The organism is Henriciella barbarensis (assembly GCF_003576345.1).
In the GTDB taxonomy this organism is placed as follows: Bacteria; Pseudomonadota; Alphaproteobacteria; order Caulobacterales; family Hyphomonadaceae; genus Henriciella; species Henriciella barbarensis.
In genome coordinates this window covers 101,552-121,590 of sequence record NZ_QWGB01000008.1, presented here as the reverse complement: position 1 = coordinate 121,590, position 20,039 = coordinate 101,552, and the positions used below count along the sequence as shown (strand labels likewise).

The 20,039-nt window shown below is 58.5% G+C and carries 17 protein-coding genes; 8 read left to right on the top strand and 9 right to left on the bottom strand.

Annotation, left to right across the window (positions count from 1 at the left end; all coding sequences use genetic code 11):
• Nucleotides 1-39 precede the first annotated feature (39 nt).
• The 4 genes from D1224_RS12855 to D1224_RS12840 are packed head-to-tail and all read right to left on the bottom strand — an operon-like array spanning nt 40 to nt 3,800.
• On the bottom strand, nt 40-1,848 hold the full coding sequence (locus D1224_RS12855) for a SulP family inorganic anion transporter (RefSeq protein ID WP_119380362.1): 1,809 nt from the start codon (nt 1,846-1,848) through the stop codon (nt 40-42).
• Nucleotides 1,849-1,866: 18 nt separating this feature from the next.
• Nucleotides 1,867-2,733, bottom strand: coding sequence for an MBL fold metallo-hydrolase (locus D1224_RS12850; protein WP_119380361.1), 867 nt, complete (start codon nt 2,731-2,733; stop codon nt 1,867-1,869).
• Between the two features lie 18 nt (nt 2,734-2,751).
• Nucleotides 2,752-3,156 (bottom strand): ArsR/SmtB family transcription factor, encoded by a 405-nt coding sequence (locus D1224_RS12845; protein ID WP_119380360.1) that lies wholly within the window; start codon nt 3,154-3,156, stop codon nt 2,752-2,754.
• A complete protein-coding gene (locus D1224_RS12840) occupies nt 3,153-3,800 on the bottom strand; it encodes a peroxiredoxin (RefSeq protein WP_119380359.1) in 648 nt (215 codons plus the stop codon). Before D1224_RS12840 ends, D1224_RS12845 begins: the two co-directional genes overlap by 4 nt.
• Nucleotides 3,801-3,883: 83 nt before the next feature.
• Here D1224_RS12840 and D1224_RS12835 point away from each other — a divergent pair, with 83 nt between their 5' ends.
• Nucleotides 3,884-4,309, top strand: coding sequence for a YeeE/YedE family protein (locus tag D1224_RS12835; RefSeq protein ID WP_119380358.1), 426 nt, complete (start codon nt 3,884-3,886; stop codon nt 4,307-4,309).
• Between the two features lie 5 nt (nt 4,310-4,314).
• Nucleotides 4,315-4,743: a DUF6691 family protein gene (locus tag D1224_RS12830; RefSeq protein ID WP_119380387.1), complete on the top strand. Its 429-nt coding sequence runs from the start codon at nt 4,315-4,317 to the stop codon at nt 4,741-4,743.
• Here the strand turns inward: D1224_RS12830 and D1224_RS12825 are convergent.
• Nucleotides 4,740-5,546 (bottom strand): enoyl-CoA hydratase/isomerase family protein, encoded by an 807-nt coding sequence (locus D1224_RS12825; RefSeq protein ID WP_119380357.1) that lies wholly within the window; start codon nt 5,544-5,546, stop codon nt 4,740-4,742. The genes D1224_RS12830 and D1224_RS12825 overlap by 4 nt on opposite strands.
• A gap of 248 nt (nt 5,547-5,794) precedes the next feature.
• Here D1224_RS12825 and D1224_RS12820 point away from each other — a divergent pair, with 248 nt between their 5' ends.
• From D1224_RS12820 to D1224_RS12800, 5 genes are all read left to right on the top strand, one after another.
• The gene (locus D1224_RS12820) at nt 5,795-6,817 is read left to right on the top strand and encodes a helix-turn-helix domain-containing protein (protein ID WP_119380356.1); all 1,023 of its coding nucleotides are present in this window, start codon (nt 5,795-5,797) and stop codon (nt 6,815-6,817) included.
• A gap of 114 nt (nt 6,818-6,931) precedes the next feature.
• A complete protein-coding gene (locus tag D1224_RS12815; protein ID WP_119380355.1) occupies nt 6,932-9,286 on the top strand; it encodes a TonB-dependent receptor in 2,355 nt (784 codons plus the stop codon).
• Nucleotides 9,287-9,365: 79 nt separating this feature from the next.
• Nucleotides 9,366-10,226: an alpha/beta fold hydrolase gene (locus D1224_RS12810; protein ID WP_119380354.1), complete on the top strand. Its 861-nt coding sequence runs from the start codon at nt 9,366-9,368 to the stop codon at nt 10,224-10,226.
• Nucleotides 10,226-11,527 carry a spinster family MFS transporter gene (locus tag D1224_RS12805; RefSeq protein ID WP_119380353.1) on the top strand — a complete coding sequence of 434 codons (1,302 nt, stop codon included), beginning with the start codon at nt 10,226-10,228 and terminating at the stop codon, nt 11,525-11,527. The genes D1224_RS12810 and D1224_RS12805 overlap by 1 nt, the downstream gene beginning before the upstream one ends.
• Before the next feature lie 97 nt (nt 11,528-11,624).
• On the top strand, nt 11,625-11,873 hold the full coding sequence (locus D1224_RS12800; RefSeq protein ID WP_147372393.1) for a hypothetical protein: 249 nt from the start codon (nt 11,625-11,627) through the stop codon (nt 11,871-11,873).
• Nucleotides 11,874-11,987: 114 nt separating this feature from the next.
• Here the strand turns inward: D1224_RS12800 and D1224_RS12795 are convergent, their stop codons facing one another.
• Both D1224_RS12795 and D1224_RS12790 read right to left on the bottom strand, forming a co-directional pair.
• Nucleotides 11,988-14,459 (bottom strand): TonB-dependent receptor, encoded by a 2,472-nt coding sequence (locus D1224_RS12795; protein ID WP_233350542.1) that lies wholly within the window; start codon nt 14,457-14,459, stop codon nt 11,988-11,990.
• 282 nt (nt 14,460-14,741) lie between these two features.
• Nucleotides 14,742-15,944 carry an acyl-CoA dehydrogenase family protein gene (locus tag D1224_RS12790; protein WP_119380351.1) on the bottom strand — a complete coding sequence of 401 codons (1,203 nt, stop codon included), beginning with the start codon at nt 15,942-15,944 and terminating at the stop codon, nt 14,742-14,744.
• Between the two features lie 104 nt (nt 15,945-16,048).
• On the opposite strand from D1224_RS12790, the gene D1224_RS12785 reads away from it, so the two are divergent.
• Nucleotides 16,049-16,795: a helix-turn-helix transcriptional regulator gene (locus D1224_RS12785; protein ID WP_119380350.1), complete on the top strand. Its 747-nt coding sequence runs from the start codon at nt 16,049-16,051 to the stop codon at nt 16,793-16,795.
• A gap of 38 nt (nt 16,796-16,833) precedes the next feature.
• Here D1224_RS12785 and D1224_RS12780 read toward each other — a convergent pair whose 3' ends face one another.
• Nucleotides 16,834-18,525, bottom strand: coding sequence for a class I adenylate-forming enzyme family protein (locus D1224_RS12780; RefSeq protein ID WP_119380349.1), 1,692 nt, complete (start codon nt 18,523-18,525; stop codon nt 16,834-16,836).
• Between the two features lie 71 nt (nt 18,526-18,596).
• On the bottom strand, nt 18,597-20,027 hold the full coding sequence (locus D1224_RS12775) for a TolC family protein (RefSeq protein ID WP_182482288.1): 1,431 nt from the start codon (nt 20,025-20,027) through the stop codon (nt 18,597-18,599).
• Between the last annotated feature and the right edge of the window lie 12 nt (nt 20,028-20,039).

Below are 20,039 nucleotides of genomic sequence, written 5' to 3'. Positions count from 1 at the left end.
GGGTTCGCATGATTGAAACTGGCGCTCCTAGATTTTGGCTCACACCCGCTCCAGGCCTGCGAGGGTTAGAGAAGGGCAGGGGATGGCATCTGGGGTTGTTGTTTTTACATCCTTGCTGAAGGCGTTCTGGACGCAATCGAGATCGAGGTCTTCCATCGCGTCGTATGTGTTCAAATAGACGTTCCCGGTCAGCTCATCGAGGAAATGTGAGCGTTTCAGCCTGTCCATGACGGGCCCTTTAACCTCTGACAGGTGAAGGCTGATGCCGGCATCCCGGAGACGGAGGTTGATTGCCTCAAGGCTTTCCAGCCCGCTCGCATCGATCCGGTTTACCGCTGAGCACATCAGGACAAGATGTTTGAGGTCAGGCCTGTTGCTAACGACGCAGTAGACCGTGTCTTCGAGAAAACGCGCGTTGGCAAAGTAGAGGCTCTCGTCGATCCTGATGGTGAGGACGGTATCGGAAATTACGACGCGGTGGCGATTCACATTCCGGAAGTGATGCGTGCCCGGCACTTGGCCGACGAGCGCAAAGTGCGGGCGGCTGGTGTTGTAGAGGTGGAGGAAGAGCGAAAGGCCGACCCCCGTTGTTACTCCCAGTTCGACGCCGGCGAACAGCGTGACGAGGATGGTGGCCGCCATCGCGCTGAAATCTGACTTGGAATAAGACCAGACCTGACGGAGCGCCTTAAGATCAACAAGCGACAGAACCGCAACGATGATGGTCGCCGCCAGCACCGCCTGTGGCAGGAAGAATAGGTAAGGCGTCAGAAACAGTGTCGCGAGCCCGATTCCGACAGCCGTGAAGGCGCCTGCGGCCGGGGTCTCCGCGCCAGCATCAAAGTTTACCGCTGACCGGGCGAGGCCGCCCGTGACGGGGTAGCCGCTCGATATACCTGCTGCGAGGCTTGAGACACCAAGGCCGACCAGCTCCTGATCCGGGTCCACCCGCTGGCGCCGCTTGGCAGCTAGCGTCTGGGCTACGGAGACCGATTCAACGAAGCCGATGAGGCTGATCAGGGCGGCCGAGCCAAGAAGCTGCATCCAGATCTCACGATCGAATGCCGGCAGGCCAATGTCTGGCAAGTTGCGCGGCACCTCTCCCAATATGCGAACGCCGGCATCGTCGAGCGCCAGAAACGCCACAGCGAGAATACTTGCGACCACCGCAAAGACCGGGCCGGTGCGTGTCAGGATCGCCGCGGCCTTTTCGGGAAGGCCGAGTTGCACGAGGGTAGGCTTCAGGAATTTGCGCGACCCAAACAGGAAGATGAGCGACGCAGCGCCAATAATAAAGGTCGGCCAGTTGGTTTCGCCAACGCTGGCGATGAGCGACACGGCGATCTCCAGCAAGTTACCGCCGCCCGCATCTACACCCAGAATGTGTTTGAGCTGGGAGGCTGCGATTATGATGCCCGATGCTGTGATAAAGCCGGAAACAACAGGGTGGCTGAGAAAGTTGGCAAGGAACCCTGCGCGCAGAAGGCCCATCACCAGGAGAATTGCGCCTGAGAGGAAAGCAAGGATCAGTGCGGCCTGTATGTAGGCTTCGCTACCCTGCGGCGCGATCTTGCTGGCGGCCGCTGCCGTCATCAGGGAGAGGATTGCAACTGGCCCAACGGCCAGTGTGCGGCTGGTGCCGAAAATAGCGTAGGCAATCAGCGGCAGAATGGACGCATATAGCCCGATCTGAGGCGGCAGGCCCGCCAGCATTGCATAGGCGAGCGATTGAGGGATCAGCATGATCGTCACGATGACCGCCGCGATCAAGTCGTTGACCAGTGTATCGCGGCGATATTCGCGGCCCCATTCGAGGATGGGAAAGTATCGGGCGGGCCGGAATGCCATGTTCGGCGTCCTTGCGGGTTAAAGCGCGTTGATCGGGATCTTCATGTAGCGTTTGCCGTTTTCTTCGGCAGGTGGCATCTGGCCAGCGCGCATATTGATCTGGACGGAGGGCAGGATCAGCTTCGGCATGTCGAGGGTCGCATCGCGCTCCGTCCGCATTTTGACGAACTCTTCCTTCGAGATGCCGGTATGAACGTGCTTGTTGTGCGCCTTTTCCTCAGCGATGGTCGTCTCCCACACATATTCGTCACGCCCGGGCGCCTTGTAGTCATGGCAGAGAAAGGCGCGCGTGTCGTCCGGCAGGGCGAATAGCTTCTGTATGGAATCGTAGAGCGTGCCGGCATCACCGCCCGGGAAGTCGCAACGCGCGGTGCCAAAGTCAGGCATGAAAATCGTGTCACCCACGAAAAGTGCATCACCGATCAGGTGGCTCATACAGGCCGGCGTGTGTCCGGGGGTGTGGATAGCACGGGCATCAATGTTGCCGACCTTGTAGGTTTCGCCATCCTTGAAGAGGTGGTCGAACTGGCTGCCATCCGTGTGGAACTCCTGACCCTCATTGAAGATTTCGCCGAAGACCTTTTGGACGGTGGCGATATGCTCCCCGATGCCAGTGCGTCCGCCAAGCTGGCTCTTGATGTAGGGGGCAGCCGTCAGGTGATCGGCATGGACGTGGGTGTCGATGATCCAGTCAATTTTGAGCCCGGCCTCCTTGACGAAAGCGATCATGAGGTCGGCTGATTTCGTCATTGTACGGCCCGATGCCTGATCGAAGTCCAGCAACGAGTCGACGATTGCTGCCTGGTTCGTGGTGCTATCCCAGACGACATAGCTGATCGTATTGGTGGCTTCGTCAAAGAAGGCTTTCACTTCTGGCTTTTGCATAGTCTCGTCTCCGTTCAATCAATCGAGAATGCGGGCAAATTGTCCGGCACCCTCGGTCAGGTTCTTCTGCAGGAAGGCGTTGCGCGCGACGCGTGAGAGCGGACGTGAGCCCGGCACCACCTTGTCCAGCATGACGACGCAAAGCGCGTCTACCATCGCGCCAACCCGTGAATTGTCAGCGAGGCTATAGAAGATGGACTTTGCTTCTCGTCGGGTTTCGACCAGGCCTTCTTCTCGAAGCTTTGCCAGTTCGCGCGACAGTCTCGGCTGGCGTATGTCCAGCGCGTTTTCAATTTCGCTGACGGACATTTCGCGGTCACGCAACTGGCAGCAGATCATCAACCGCGCCGGATGGGACAACGCTTTCAGCAGGCTGGCGGCTTCGTCGGCCAGCGGCTCCATGGTCTCAAAGGGCTGGGTCATTGTCGGCCGCCTTTCGACGTCAGGTACCAGGCCTGGCCCGACCTTGCGGCGCGCTCGTCGACCTGACGCATATCTGTTGGAGCGGGAAGCACAGTATCTTCGCCCGGGCGCCAGCCTTCCGGTGTCGAAACGCCAGCGGTCTCAGATGTTTGCAGGGCCGCCAGGACCCGGAAAATTTCATCAACTGACCGGCCGACGGCAAGCGGATAATGAATGAGCGCCCGGATAATGCCTTCAGGATCAATGAAATAGACCGACCGTACCGATGCCGTTGAGTCGGAGGCGGCGTGGATCATGCCGTAGGCGCGAGCAATCGCCATGGAGATGTCTTCAACGATTGGAAAGGAAATCCGCACGTCAAATCTGGTCTCGATGTCCTTCACCCAGGCGAGATGCGAATAGAGGCTGTCGACCGACAGGCCCAGCAGGTCGCATTCGCGACGATTGAAGGCCTCAATCTGTTTTTCGAAGGCGATAAATTCTGATGTGCAGACCGGCGTGAAATCTGCCGGGTGGGAAAAGAAGATGAGCCACCGGCCTCTATAATCAGACAGGCGGACAAGACCTTCGGTCGTGCGGGCATCAAAATCCGGTGCGGCTGAGCCGATCTGCGCGACCTGATTGGTTGAGGCGGTGTCCAGCATAATCAGTCCTTCCAAATTCACTTGCCCATACATATTATACGATTTACAAAAACGTCAATTGATATAGCTCAGGAATGGGTCGAATGGAAAACTTTACACCTGTCAGCGCCAGCATCGGTGGAGCCCTCATTGGCCTCTCCGCTGTTTTGCTCATGGCATTTCATGGTCGGATTGCCGGGATTAGCGGCTTGTTCTCCGGCACAGTCTTCGCGGCGAAAGGCGACCGGAGTTGGCGGGTCTTCTTTGTGCTTGGGTTAGTGGCGGCGCCGCTCGTTTACTGGCTCGCGGCTGCTGAGAAGCCTGCGTTTGAGTTACAGGCAGGCTGGCCGCTCATCATCGCTGGCGGCTTGCTGGTCGGCTTCGGCACGCGGCTCGGTTCGGGCTGTACGAGCGGGCATGGCGTCTGCGGCCTCTCACGCCTGTCGCCGCGTTCCATGGTGTCGGTCCTGCTTTTCATGGCTGCCGGCATGGTGACCGTCGCCCTCATCAAACCCCTGATTGGAGCCTGATGCTCATGGCACGTAATCTCATGGCCCTACTGGCGGGCCTTACCTTTGGCCTCGGCCTCGTCATCTCGCAGATGGTCAATCCGGCAAAGGTGATTGCTTTCCTCGACCTATTCGGAAACTGGGATCCTTCGCTCGCCTTCGTTATGGGCGCAGCGCTGATCGTGACAGCAATTGGTTATAGGCTGGTCTGGCTGCGCCAACGCCCAGTGCTGGCAGACAGCTTTCAGGTGCCGGGAAACCGCAAGGTGGACGCAAAGCTCGCAACCGGTGCGGTCCTGTTCGGCATCGGCTGGGGACTTGTCGGTCTTTGCCCGGGGCCAGCTATTGCAGCGCTTACGATTGGCGGCGGACCTGCGCTTGGTTTCCTGGCTGCGATGGCGGTGGGCATGCTAGCCTTCGAACTGGTCGACCGGCGCGCAGCGAAGCCTGCCTAGCGGCCTCTGAAATCGGGCGGGCGTTTCTCGAGAAAGCTCGCCACGCCTTCCTTGTGGTCCTCGGTTTTCATCAGCGCGCGGATTGTCTCGATGGCCCAGCTGCCAAGCTCGCGCGGGTCGCCATAGGTCCCCTTGCGGATGCCTTCCTTCATGTAGCGAAGGGCCAGCGGCGGATTTTCTGCAATGCGGCTGGCTAAGTCTCTGGCCTCATCCATCAGCTTCGCATGAGGAACAGTACGAGACACCAAACCAATGCGTTCGGCTTCGCCGGCATCAATGACATCTCCGGTAAATAGTAGTTCGGCCGCCTTGGCGGGACCGACAATCGAAGGCAGGCGGTAAAACCCGCCCACATCGCAGACGAGACCGCGCTTGATGAACATCTCTGAGAACTTTGCCTTGTCCGACGCGAGGCGGATGTCGGCATACAGCGCAAGCTCCATGCCCCAGCCAATAGCCGCACCATTGATCGCCGCGATGAGTGGCTTGTCACATTCGAGCGCAGCCATTGCAGCAGGGGTCGGCTGGTGACGAACCGTTGGCGACTTCGGCGCAGTCTCTTTTGGCTTCGGCGCCGCCATGATCTCGCGGACATCGTCGCCAGAGCAAAAAGCCGGATCGGTACCTGTAACGATGACACACCGAACATCGTCATCAATCACCGCGCGGCGCAGGGCGCGCTCCAGCCTGTCATAGGCGTCAAAATTCAGTGCATTTCGCCGATCTGGCCGGTTCAGAGTGATGGTCGCAATATGACGCTCGACTTCATAGAGGATGCTAGCGCTGGTCTCTGCTTCTGACATGTTGGTTTCTCCCTAAAATATGGCAGACGCCAGCTCTTGCGGCGGCGTTCAGGCTTTAGCGCTAGCGGGCTGACGCATGGGAGGGTCAAGCGCTTCTTCGCCGGAATGGGCTACGCGCTGCGCTTCAGATTTTCAGCCAGCGAGTTGAACCTCTACCGGTATGGCGTGGGTTGGCGCAAACTATGCTATACGTTTTCGGGCGCGCTTCGACGGGCAATCCACTGAGTTGAGCAAAGAATTTCAGGCGTATGGCCAGGGCATTCGTAAAAATCAGGGACATTCAGCCGCTTGTTGATGCAGCGGTGGAGCACGGCGTTGACCTGGCGCCTTTCCTGAGCACGCCTGTTGAGGTCGAGGAGGTGGGCACCCCATCCATCGCCATTGCTGACTATTTCCGTGTGCAGAGATCGCTGGCTCTGGCGTCCGATGACCTCACAGCCGTCATCTCCAGCCGGAAGCTGACTTTCAAGACGGGGCAATTCCTAATTGCTCAGATGCAGAATGCGACTTCGCTTATGGCGACGATCGAGATCCTCGCCGAGCATATGAATATGATGCATGGCGACACCTACAATTCGGTCAGATATGGCGAGAATCGGCTGGCGCTCGTTGTCGATGACAGCCACTTTCCGTATCGCTCACGGGAGAATACCGACTTTGTCGAACTGGTCGGCGACTGCCTCACCATCAAGATACATTGCCTGCTCGATAGTCTGACGGAGGGCGCGGCTAGCGAAGCTTTGCGGCGCATCAAGCTTAAGCGAAAGAGGGGGGAGACGCGCCGGCCGCAAAATGCATTCTGGTCCGTGCCGCTGGAGTATGGCGCGCCAGCCTATGAACTTATCTACGATTTCGATCTTGCCTGTGCGCCGCTACAGATACGGCAAACCGTAGACATGAGCACCGACGGGGTCTTCTCCCGGGTTATCGGCCATCTTGATGCGAACGATGTTTCGGACGGGGAGATCAGCATCGGCGCACGTACACGCGACCTGCTCGAAGACGGGCTTTCGCGCCAGTCAGACGTGGCTCGCAAGCTTGATATCAGTGTAGCAACCCTGCGCCGCCGACTGGCGGAAGAAGGGCTGCAGTTTCGTGATCTTCTTCTGGAGACGCGCCTTCAGCGTGCAGAAGGCATGCTGAAGCGCGGGGCGTCGGTAGCCCAGGCGACAGAGGCGCTGGACTATTCCGATGTCCGCGCCTTCAACCGCGCTTTCAAGCGCTGGAAGGGCAAGACGCCTGCTGCTTTTGCGCAGGAATTTCAGTCCTGAAGGCCCGGTCTGAGCGAAAGTGTTCACTGGCCTTGACGTTAAGTGTCATGGCGGCCTTTCCGTAAAGTGAGACACCTGCCTGCAATGCGCGAAGATGCATGAAGGGAGGATATCATGAAACTTTGTACCCCGCATACCGCTCGCCTGGCACTTGCCTCGGTCATTGCACTGACGGCTGGGATGGCAGCAAATGCCCAGACCGACGCGGTCGCTTCCGATACGCCTGAAAAGGCACAGGACCAGCGCCGCTTCAACACGGTCACGGTCACCGCCCAACGCCGCGAGCAGAGCCTCGTCGATGTGCCGCTTTCTGTTTCGGCTTTCGACGGTGATCTTCTGGCAGATCTCGGCGTTGCCGACCTGACTGAAGTTGCCAAAATTTCGCCGAACGTGACGCTGGAGGTTTCCCGCGGCACGAACACCACATTGTCTGCATTTATCCGCGGTGTCGGACAGCAGGACCCGGTTGCAGGCTTTGAAGCCGGCGTCGGCCTCTACGTTGATGATGTCTATCTCAATCGCCCGCAGGGTGCCGTTCTTGACGTCTATGATGTAGAGCGCGTTGAGGTCCTTCGCGGTCCCCAAGGCACGCTTTATGGTCGCAACACGATCGGCGGCGCGATCAAGTACGTTACGCGCGGCCTGACCGATGAGCCGACCTTCGAAGCCAATGTGAAAGTCGGTAGCTACAGCCGGCTAGACGGTACGCTGACAACGTCGCTGCCAGTGACTGACAGTTTCCGTGTCGGCGCGGCGATCGCCAGCTTCAACCGGGATGGCTTCGGTGAGAACCGGATCACCGGCGAAGAGAACTATAACAAGGAACTCTTCGGCGCCCGAGTGTCGGCTGAGCTCGACCTTGCAGAGAATTTTCAGCTTCGCGCCGCAGCTGATTATTCCCTCGACAAATCAAACGCCCGCCAGGGCCATCGCCTTATCCCCGACCAGTTCCCGCCATTCACCTATCCCGTGCTCGGTGATGTGTTTGACACGCGCGCCGGCCTGAATGCGGTCGACCAGCGCGTAGAAGCTTATGGCGGTTCGCTCGTCGCTGAATGGAATCTCAACGATAACTGGACCATCAAGAACATCCTGGCTTATCGCGAGGACGAGAGCACTTCGCCGATTGACTTCGATTCTCTGCCTGAAGCCGATGTCGACGTGCCGGCAATCTATGAGAATGACCAGTTCTCCGAAGAGCTTCAGTTCCTCTATTCGGGTGATCGGCTGAACGGCCTGATCGGTGTCTACTATCTCGACGCAAACGCCTCGACCGTCTTTGACGTGCTGCTGGCAACGACTGGTGATCTGCTCAGCCTGCCGGGTCTCAATGCACAGACCTTTGGCGATGTTGGGACGGAAACCTGGTCGATTTTCGGTGACTTCACCTACGACCTGACGGACCGCTGGTCGCTCTCGCTCGGCGGTCGCTACACTGAGGATACACGGACCTCTCTCATACAGCGTCGCACCTATATCGGTGGCTTCTCCGAATTCTTCGGCGGCGCCGGCATTCCGATTGCGACCACGTCGGACTTTGAAGGCGAAGCAACCTTCGACGACTTCAGCCCGCGCGTCTCGCTAAGCTATGCGGTGACGCCGGAGTCCAACGTCTACGCGACCTATTCGCAAGGGTTCAAAGGCGGCTCCTTCGATCCACGCGGCCAGACAACGGCAGCGCCCGACCTCAACCAAGACGGTGTCGTTTCGCAGGACGAAATCTACACCTTCATGCAGTTCGACCCGGAAGAGGTCGACTCTTACGAAGTCGGCTACAAGGCAAGCCAGCTTGACGGCCGCGTAAACTACAGCCTCGCCGGTTTCTATTCCGATTATAAGGACGTGCAGGTGCCGGGCTCAATCGGTGTCGATACCGATGGCGATGGGGTCAACGACTCCTTCTCCGGTGTGACGACCAATGCCGGTGCAGCGACAATCTGGGGCGTCGAATTTGAGGGCACCGCCACGCTGGCTGAAGACATGGCCCGCCCGGGCGACCTTCTGAACCTGGGCTGGTCTGTCGGCTATCTCGACGCACAGTATGACGAGTTCATTGACGCTTTCGGCAACGATGTCTCTGACCAGCGCGTTATTCAGAACACGCCAGACTGGACCGCGAACGGCCGGATTTCCTACGACACGCCGTTTGCCGGGGGCAATCTGCTTCTTAACACGCAGCTCTCCTATCGCGGTGAGTCGAGCCAGTTCGAAGTGCCAAACCCATTCCTCGACCAGGAAGCCTTCACGCTCTGGGATGCCAGCATTCGCTGGGAAACGGAGGATGGCCGCTGGGGTTTCAGCCTGACTGGCAAGAACCTTACCGATGAAGAGTACATTGTTGCAGGCTACAACTTCGTGACGGTGAACCCGAACGGCACGTTCACGCCGACGCTTGGTCTCGAAGGCACGCTGACGGCCTTCTATGGCGACCCGCGTACGGTAACGGCCGGTATCGACTACCGGTTCTAGCCAGATCTCTCCTCCCAAGGGGTGCGGCGGGCGCTGTTTCGTGCCGGCCGTACCCCGATTTTTACGGCAGGGATGCGCTTTGAGCGATATTCATTACAAGTCTGCTGACGGTCTCGACCTGTTTGCGAAATCCTATGGCCCTGAGGATGCGCCGCTCAGCGTGCTTTGCATGCATGGGCTAACCCGCAACCATAAGGATTTCGAGCCGATGATTGAGCGGCTCGGTGATCGCTACCGGTTCATCGCAGTCGACGTTCGAGGCCGGGGCCAGTCCGACTGGACCACAAATCCCGACACCTACTCGCCGCAAATTTACGCCCAGGACATGTTCGCGCTTGCTGACCAGCTTCAGCTTTCCCGCATGGCGCTGATCGGAACTTCCATGGGCGGCTTGATGGCCATGATCATGGCGAAGGTTGCGCCCGAGCGCGTTTCTGGCATGGTTCTCAACGATGTCGGCCCCGTGGTAAATCCAGCGGGACTTGCACGCATTGCAGCCTATTCGCAGGACCCAAAGCCAGTCCCAACATGGCAGGCAGCAGCCGAAAAGGTGAAAGCCGCGCAAGCCGACGCTTTTCCGGACTTCACCGGTAAAGACTGGATGGCATTTGCAAAGCGGACCTGGCGCGAGCAAGAGGATGGCTCCGTGCGCGCAGACTACGACCCGGCCATCACGCGATCGCTCGGTGAGGCGAAGGCAGGGCCGCTGACAAAGTTCGCGATGTGGCGAATGTTCGGATCGCTTAGATCGGTGCCGCTGCTGATCCTTCGCGGTGAAACCTCAGACATTCTTTCTAAATCAACGGCCCGGCGGATGGCGCGCAGGCATCCTGCCAGCGAATTGGTGACGATCCCGAACCGCGGTCACACACCGATCCTTGATGAGCCGACCTCCGTCAGCGCCATTTCCACCTTCCTTCAGCTATTGGAATCAAAGTGATGAACCAGCAAGCAGCCGCCCCGAGCACCAGATCTGTTCCCGGGCGAGCCTGGGTGCTTGCTGTCCTGACTCTTGTCTACACATTCAACCATGTCGACCGGCAAATCCTCATCACCGTGATCGAGCCGATCAAAGCCGAGTTCGGCTTCTCTGATGGCCAGATCGGCTGGCTCACGGGCCTTGCGTTTGCCGCCCTCTATGCAACGCTCGGCATTCCGGTTGCCATGTGGGCGGATAGGGGCAACCGGCGAAATATCATCGCTCTGGCGCTCACCATATGGTCAGGCATGACGGCGCTTTCGGGTTTTGCGCAAAACTTCTGGCATCTTTTCTTCGCGCGTATGGGGGTGGGCATAGGGGAGTCCGGTGGCACACCACCAGCCACGAGCATGATCGCCGACCTATATCCGCCTCAACAACGGGCCTTCGCACTTGGCGTATACACGTGTGGTATCGGCTTCGGGATCATGATTGGCTACATCCTCGGTGCTTATGTCTACGCACACTTCGGCTGGCGTGCGGCATTCTTCGCGGCCGGGATTCCGGGCCTTCTGCTCGCGCTTCTGGTTCGGTTTACGGTCAGAGAACCAGTCCGTGGATTTTCCGACGCGAGCCAGCCGACAGAGGACGCGCCGGGTTTCGGCGAGACGGTGAAATTCATGCTGAGCCAGCGCAGCTACATGCTGATCCTGCTCGGCTGCCTTCTCATCTGCATTTCGGCGAATGCGTTCGTCGCATTCACATCCAGCTATCTGCAACGCACATTCGACTTGCAGCCTCAGGATGTTTCGCTGCCGCTAGGTCTTCTGATTGGCGGTGTTGGCGGTGCGGGGGCCATGATCATCGGGGCAGCCTGCGACCGCCTCTCTACCAAAGATTTACGCTGGCGGCCCTGGATAATTGCCGCAACGAGTGCGATTGCGCTGCCGTTCGCGTGGATGTTCCTGAGCGCCCGTACTGTCGAGATGGCCTATGTCTGGAACATCGTGCCGAGCTTAGTCGGCCTTATCTACGCGTCTATCGCTTATACAGCGACGCAGGAACTGGTGCGCGTACGGATGCGCTCGGTCGGGGCGGCGTTTACGCTTTTCTGCCTGACCCTTATCGGTATTGGCGGCGGACCGCTGATCGCAGGTACAATCAGTGATTATTTCGCCGCTACTGGGCATGAAAGCCCGCTCGCAAGCGCGCTGAAGGTGATCCTCGGATTCAACGCGGCGAGTGTTATCTGCCTTTTGCTCGCCGCGCGCTATTATCGCGACGACGCCGCGCGAGCGATGAAAGCGAGCATCGACACTTGAGCTGTTCCGGACACGGACATTTCGCGCGACGGGAGAACAGGACTGGACAAGGCCTCAAACCACTGGTTAGCGTACATGTGGGGAAGGGGGGAGTTCAATGAAGCTCTGTATTATGGACGGTGAGACCGTCCTGCTTAATCTCGAAGATCATCGCGTTGATCTGCCGGGAACTGAACGTGACCGGGCGACATCGATGATGCTTTTGAGCGAAGCGCTCGTGCTGCTTGCAAATGCCTGTGAAGCCGATGCGATCGAGCAGGCTGCTTCCGAAATGAGCGATTCAATTCGCGCGAGCATGACGGTTCGCGTCCGCGCCGACGAGATTATCGAAAAGACCAGGCATTAAGCTAGTCAGCTCTTGAGCCGGCGTCGTGCGTTCATTTTTCATTAGATCAATACAAAAGTGCCGACCTCGTGAGGTCGGCACTTCTCGTTTGTGAGTAGTTGAAACGCTACTGGTTTAGAACCGGTAAGATAGGCTCGCACCATAGGTCCGCGGCTTGCCGGCAAAGCGCATGATCACGTTCGCATTTGAGGTGATCTGTTGCCAGTAATACTCGTCGGTGAGGTTCTTGCCCCAGAGCGAGACTTCCCAGCCATCATTGATGGAATAAAGGGCGATGGAGCCATTGAGCACGCCATAGGAGTCGATGTTGTAGAGCTCATTGTCCGGGTCGCCTGCCGTAGAGTCGCTCTGCCAGCGGCCGTTGAGCGCCGCTGAGAAGCCGAGGCTGTCATTCAGCGGACGATCATACAGGAAGGTCAGGCTGGCCGCCGTTTCGGGGCTGTACAGGAATGGGTCGCCTTGGACGTTAGTTGGACGCCCCGCAAAATCGAACGTTTCGAAGCTGCCATACTCCGTGTTGAGTAGGGTCAGGCCACCAATTGCCGTCAGATCATCTGTCAGCAACCATGTGATTTCAGCATCAAGGCCATAGGCTTCAGCTTCCGGGGCGTTCTGGAGCTGAGAAAGCGCCGTGTAGATTGGATCCGGGAAGAACTGGGCGCCCTGCTTGTCCGTGTAGTCATAGTAGAACAGGGCAGCGTTTGCCTGCATGCGGCCGTCGAGAAGACCTGCCTTCATGCCGACTTCATAGGCCAGCAGGCTCTCCTGCGTGGCAGGAAAGTTCTGCTCTGCCTTGGAGGCGGCGTTTACAGGCGTCGCAGCCGACTTGTAGCCTTTCGAAACAGACGCGAAGAGCAGGAGGTCCTCAAAACGCTCTGGCGTGTAGTTTGCCACGACGCGCCAGGAGACATTGTCTTCTTTCACATTTGAGTCGACCGGGCCGAAAGTGTTCTGGATGTTGCTGTAGGTGTTACAGCCATTCTCCAGCAGCGGCGCTGGCGGCGTGTTCACATCCGGATAGAAACCGACAAAGAAGAACCGGTTGAAGATATTCACGTTCGGCTGCATTGAGCCGTCAATATCAGCGGAGCAGCCGATATAGTCCTGCTCATCCTCTGTGTAGCGGATGCCGGTAATGAGCTCCCACTCATTGGTCAGGCGCCAGTTGGCATTGGCGAAAATGCTCGCACTCGTCGACTCGAACTGGCCGATGTCGCGGTACTTCTGGAACGAGCCAAGGATTTCGCCCGGCGAGTATGGCAGGCCAGTTTCCGGATCAACGTTGAGGGAGTTTATAAACGCAGTCTGTTGCGCAATCGCTGCCGCATAGGCCGCAGGGTTTGCCTGTTCAAGCTGAATAAGGGCAGGGTTGAGAAGCCGCAGCGTGTTCTCTGTATCGTAGGCGAGGCCTGTCGCAACAGAACTGATGAAGTTACTGTTGGCGTTATCCCGCAACAGAGTCTGGTTCGAGTCGGTGATTTCGTCCTTGGAGTAGTATGCGCCCACCATCCAGTCCGCGATTCCGTTCGATCCTTCGAGGCGGATTTCCTGGCTGAACGATTCGATTTCAGCTTCGATGTCCTGCAGCAGGACCGCAGCAGGCGCGCCGGACCAGTCCAGAAGTGCTTCACGTTCCAGTTCATTGTATCCGGTCAGCGAAACGATGCGCATGCCGTTATCAAGACCCCAGTCGATGCCAAGTTTGTAGGCATTGAAGGTCGAGTCTTCCTCAAGCGGCCCATTGAGACCGGAGATACCAAACTCGCTATTGGCGCGGGCACCAAGCGGGGCCCAGTCCGCCTGCTCGGCAGAGGTTGGATTATTGTTCAGCACATAGTCGACTACGCCAGGGGCGTTCGCACCCGCGCCGCCACCTGCAAACGGGCTGAAGGGATTGGTGGCCGGGGTCAGACCGATAGCCTGGCCGCCAATCGTGTCGGACTGGTTCGTCCAGCCATTCCATGAAAGGTCCACATCGAGATTGCTCGTAGGCTGCCAGGCGAGAGCGGCGCGGAAGCCTAGCTTGTCGATCTTGCCGCGCTCTTCATTCGGGCGAGTGTCCGAACGCTGCCAGCCCTCGTCGCTCGTTTCCTGACGGGCGGCCAGACGGAACTGGAGCGTGTCAGCGATTGGCAGGTTGATCATGCCTTCATAGTTGAAGGTCTCGTAATTGCCGACATCGGCCACAGCAAAGGCTTCAAACTCATCGGACGGCTTGTTGGTGACGACGTTGATCAGGCCAGCCGTGGTGTTGCGACCGAAGAGGGTGCCTTGCGGACCTTTGAGAACTTCGACGCGGTTCACGTCGAAGACCGGGCCGGAGTTCATGAACGGAAACGGATAGGCGACTTCGTCGACATAGGTACCAACGGTGGAGGTCGCCGACACATTGATCGTGTTAAAACCAATGCCGCGAAGCGTGTAGGTCGGCACGCCCTGATAGGATTGGGAGACAGAGAAACTCGGGATAACCGATTGCAGGTCATCGACGCTGTCGACCCGAAGGTCTTCAATCTGGTCTTCGCCAAACGCCTGGATCGACATCGGAACATCGAGCACAGATTCTTCGCGCCGCTGCGCCGTCACCTGGATGGAGGTGAGGCGGCGCTGCGATTCCTCCGGCGCAGGCTGTGTGGTCGTTACCGCCTCATCGGTCGCAGTGTCCTGCGCAAAGGCTGGTGACAGACCCGCTCGAGCGCGATGGCTGTGCTCGAGATGAGGGTGTGGCGTAAGGTTGCTCGTTGGATCAAATTTTCCTCCCTGGGATTCCGGCTTCTGACCGGTTGTTTTTACCCAGAGAGGGTCGTCAAACTGCCATTCCCAAACAAGCTATCGAAAGTGACAGGGGATGCAAATCTGCAACACGCCCTAAAGGTTCAGAAGCAGCTTCGCCATGACGTTCCTCTGCACTTCGTTCGAACCGCCATAAATGGAAGCGGCGCGATTGTTGAGATAACGCGGCATGGCTGTCAGGCTATGCGCAGGCCCGACAGGTTCAACATTTGAGCCGGGCTGACGTGCTGCCATCTGGTCGACATTGCCGTAGAAACCGGCCGCCTCAATGCCGAGCGTATCAATTCTCTGCATCATCTCGGTTCGGGCTGTCTTGAGCATCGATGAGGCTGCGCCTGGATTTTGGCCCCCTGCGAGCGCAGAGGCGACCCGCTGCTCGGTGACGGTGATGGCTTCCAGCGCAATTTTGGTATCGGAGAAACGGCGCTTGAACGCCGGATCGCTCGCAAGCGGCTTTCCATCCGTACCGGCCTCGGCATGGGCCATCACACGGACGCGTTCGAGGGCCGCTTCGATTCCGGCTGATGAGCCACCGCCACGTTCAAACTCAAGAAGGTACTTCGCAACTGTCCATCCGTCATTTTCTTCGCCAAGACGCCCGGATTTAGGCACGCGGACATCATCGAAGAAAACCTGGTTCACTTCATGCTCACCAGCGATGGTAATAATGGGTTCGACTCGAATACCCGGCGTATTCATGTCCAGCAGGAGGAAGGTGATGCCCTGTTGCGGCTTACCGTCTGTCGACGTCCGGACGAGGCAGAACATCTTGTTGGCGTGGTGGGCTTGCGTCGTCCAGATTTTCGAACCGTTGAGGACATAGTCATCGCCGTCGGAGACGGCGCGCATCTGCAGGCTCGCAAGGTCAGACCCTGAACCTGGCTCTGAGTAGCCCTGGCACCAATAATCCTCACCATTCAGGATGCGGGGGAGGTAGTAGGCTTTCTGCTCTTCGGTGCCGTAGCCCATGATGCAGGGCCCGACCATTTGCAGGCCCATCGGAGAGAGGGGCGGTGTGCCCGCCTTGGCGCACTCGGATGCGAAGATGTACTTCTGCATCTCGTCCCAACCGGGGCCACCATATTCTTTCGGCCAATGCGGCGCCGCCCAGCCCTTCTCATTCAGGATTTTGAGCCATGGCAGGTTATGCTGGGGTTCGCTGAATGAACTCGTGGTCAGGCGGCCCGCCTCGGCGAGCTCTGGTGGAAGCTTTTCAGCAAGAAAGGTGCGGACTTCTTCACGAAATAGCTCGTGTTTCTTTTCCAGTGCCAGCTTCATCCCTCGTACCCTTCTCTTCTGTTTGCAGGTGTCGACCTGTCTCTGCGGCAAGCTTGCAGACTCATTCGGTGAGCGACAAGCTAATACTAATAATAGGTCAGATCATGCCCAAAAATTGCTCCTCCCAGTCGCTTGAAGACGATGTGCTCAAGCTTGCCAGATCCGTTGCCGAAGCCGGCAAGCAGATAGGGCTGCCATTCAACGCCGTAAGCGCGGACATCTCCAGCCCTCTGCCCATGTGCGACACAGCGGGCAGGCCGTTCGCTGAAACAATCTTTCGCTGGATTGATCCGAGTTTCGAATACTGGAAAGATCGGATGTTCGCGCTCCGCTCCACCTTGGTCCACGCGACTCGGACGTGTGCGGAACCATTCTATTATTCCAGGGGCAAGGTGATGAGCTGGCGCCGAAATGAGGCGCTGATCGCTGCAACCAAGCCTGAACAGTATGCTGCGGCGAACATCGGTGCGGCCATCATTTCTCCGGTGCACCTGCCCGGCGGATCAATCGGTGCGGTTGTTTGGGCATCAGACGAGAAAATCGACCTCTCCGACACCTTCGCTGCCAACGCAGCAAATCTTCACGCGCTCGCACTCCGGTTCGTGGCAACCTATCATGATGCCCGGGACCTCGGCCCGCAGGGGCCTGCCGTCTATCTGACGCGGCGCGAAATTCAGTGCCTGAAATGGGCTGCTGCCGGCAAGACGGATGCAGAGATCGCCACCATTATGCATATTTCAGTGCCAACCGTTCGGTTTCACATCACCAATAGTGCGACGAAGCTCGGTGTGGCCGGCAAGGCGAGAGCAATCCAGCGCGCCTCCACGCTGGGATATATCGGGCACGAATAGACTGGCCGGACCTGGAAGGTCCGGCCTGGTCAAATAACTCAGACCTTGGCGCTAAGCCGGTCGCGAAGCTCGCGTTTGAGGAATTTGCCGCTCGCATTACGGGGCAGGGGCTCATCCAGGATCCAGATGTAGCGGGGCACTTTATGCTTCGCCATGATAGCTCCGCAATGTTCGCGGATCGTGTCTTCGCTGACCTGCTTGCCTGGTTTTGCGACAATCGCTGCGCCGACTTCCTCGCCCAGCCGCTCATCGGGAATGCCGAATACCGAGCATTCTGCAACGTCATTGTGACGATAGAGCGCGGCCTCAACTTCGGCGCAGTAGATGTTCTCGCCGCCTCGCAGAACCATGTCCTTCTTGCGGTCGACGATATAGATGAAGCCATCCTCATCGATCTTGGCGATGTCGCCGGTGTGCAGCCAACCGCCATCTGTAATGGATTCAGCAGTCGCGTCAGGGCGGTTGATATATCCTTTGATGACCGATGAGCCACGCACCCAAAGCTCACCGCGCTCGCCCAATGGCACATCATTGCCGTCGGGATCGACGCATTTGGCCTCATAGCTCGGCATGGCCGGGCCAACGCTATCTGGCCTGTCGACATAGAAATCGGCAGCGACGGAGGTGATGATCCCGCAGGTTTCCGTCATGCCATATCCGGTGTTCGGCCGCGCAGTGGACACTTTCTCCTCGATGGCCAGAACAAGGTCCGGGGGCACCTGCGCACCGCCCCCGCCAAGCGCCAGGAGGCTCGACGTGTCTGTCTTCTCGAAGTCAGGATGGTTGATCAGCTCGCGCGCCATGACGGGCACGCCGCTCACTGTCATTACGCGATGCTTTTCGATAAGGCGCAGCGCTTCGCCCGCCTCCCATTTGTACATCAGCACCATAGTCCCGCCAGCGGCGGTCACGGCATAGGCCGCGCAATTGTTCGCCGTCACGTGGAAGAGCGGCGTATTGATCAGCGTGACGGGGACAGGTGCCGGATCGGGCGGCACTTCACCCGTCGCATACATGACCGCAAGCGCTGATGATGCGCGTGCATAGAGCATGTTGAAAAGGTTCGACACACAGCCGCGATGGGTAAGCTGGGCGCCTTTCGGAAAGCCGGTCGTGCCGGACGTGTAGAAAATGCAGGCATCGCTATCAGGATCGACGGCGATATCTGGCAGGTCGCCGCCTGTTGCAATTACATCTTTCCAGTCGATGACATCTTCAGGCACGTCATCAAGGCGTACACCGACGAGTTTTGTGCCTTTCACCATGTCTGGCTTCTGACGGACGCGGGCGAGGCGCTCAGCATCGAGAAACAGGATAGCCGGATCGGAATCTTCCAGCGCGTAGGCCATTTCTTCGGCTGTCCACCAGGCGTTCATCCCAACGACAGTGATGCCGACGGCGCAACAAGCCCAGTAGATGATCATCCACTCGGGGTAATTGCGCATAGAGATCGCGACGCGGTCTCCGGGTTTGACGCCCTGCTGAAATAGCCAGTTCGCAACTGAGTTGGTGAGTGCGTGTGTCTCGCCGTAGGTGAGCTTCTCATCATGGTAGACAAGATAATCGCGGTCAGCGAATTCAAGCGTCGCAAGCCAGACTTCGCGCACGCTGGGCGGTGCGTTTTTCCAGGCCCGGATCCTGTTGCCAAGGATTTCCTGCTCGACAATCTCGAAGTCGCCGCCGGGGCCGGTGAGCTCATTATTGGCCCGCTTCAGTTCCGCGTAATACATTTTCCGCCCTGTGTTCGCTGTTTTCGCCACTCTTACACTGAGTTGCAGACTCGAAAACACCGGACGCGGCGTCAGCCTCCGAAGGCAGCGTAGATACCGACCCGGCGGCGAAGCGCCTCATAGCGTGCCTGGATTTCCGCATCCTCGGCCGATAGCGTCTGGCGTTGAGCGTCTATGAGACTGAGCAGGCTTTCAGCGCCTTCGCGATAACGGATCTCGGTGAGGTCGCGGGCCCGCTTTGCTGCGTTGAAGGCGCCTGTGCGGAAGGCGGTTTCCTCAACCGCATAGTTGTAGGCAAGCAGCGCAGCATCTGCTTCGGTAAGTGCATCGAGGACAGTACCTTCGAAGTTTGCGCGCGCAGCTTCCACATCCGCCTCGGCCTGTTCAATCTGCGCGCGGGTAAGCGGCAGATTGAAAATGCCCCAGCTCAGCCGCGGACCGAAGTTATAGCCGAGGGCGTCAGCGCTGAAGAGCTCTCCGACTTCTCCGGCCTGATAGTTCGCTTGCCCCGAAACCTTCAGGCTGGGATAGAGATCAGCTGTTTCGATGCCGACCCTGTAGGTGGCAGCCGCCAGCTGGCGTTCAGCGGCGCGAATGTCTGGCCGTCGACGAAGCAGGTCTTTTGGTTCTCCGATTTCTATAGGCCCAAAAGCCTGAACCGCGTCGAGTGTTTCGGTGCCACCTGGCTGAAGTGCTGGGTATGCTTCGTAGAAGTCAGGCAGCGTGCGGCCTGTCAGACGGGCGAGTCCCGTGACGGTTTGCGCGCGGGCAGCTTTCAGCGCGCTGATCGCTGCTTTCGTTGTCTGAACGAGATTGGTCTGGCGTTCTACATCGATGTCCGCCACCTCGCCTGCTTCGCGGAGGCGCACCGTCAGGGCAAGAACATCTTCCTGACGCTCAACATTGCTGTCATTCACCAGAATGCGGGCGTCGAGCTCTCGAAGGGTGAGGTAGGCCCGAGCCGTTTCCGCGAGAATGGCGCGTGCCGCGTCGGCTGCAATCGCCTCTCGGCCACCGAGCGCGGCATCGGCCTGTGCGATACTATTCGCAGTGCGACCAAACAGGTCAGCCTGCCAGCTTAGTTCGCTGCCCGCCGAATACAGCGTCTGCGCTTCAAACTCGAACGGTACATTGGCGCCCAGGCTCGCCGCGGACTGTTTCTGGCGCACCACAGATGCATTAAGCGCGCCCATTGGCAGCCTGGCAGCTCTCGCCGCACCGAGAGCTGCCTGAGCATTTGCAACGTTCGCCGCCGCCTCATCGATGCTGGGATTGCGCGCTCTTGCATCCTCGATCAGCGCGGTCAGCAGAGCATCGTCGAATGAGGTCCACCAGTCTGAACGTGGGACCTCGCCGGGCGCAAGAACGGCCAATTCTCCGGCGATCCAACTATCCTGATAGACTTCTGTCTCTGGTGGTTCATATTCGGATCCAACGGTCAGGCATGCGGAGAGGGAGAGTACGCAAGCGGCAACCGCCGACATCTGAAGCAGGTTTTTCATGATCACTGTTCT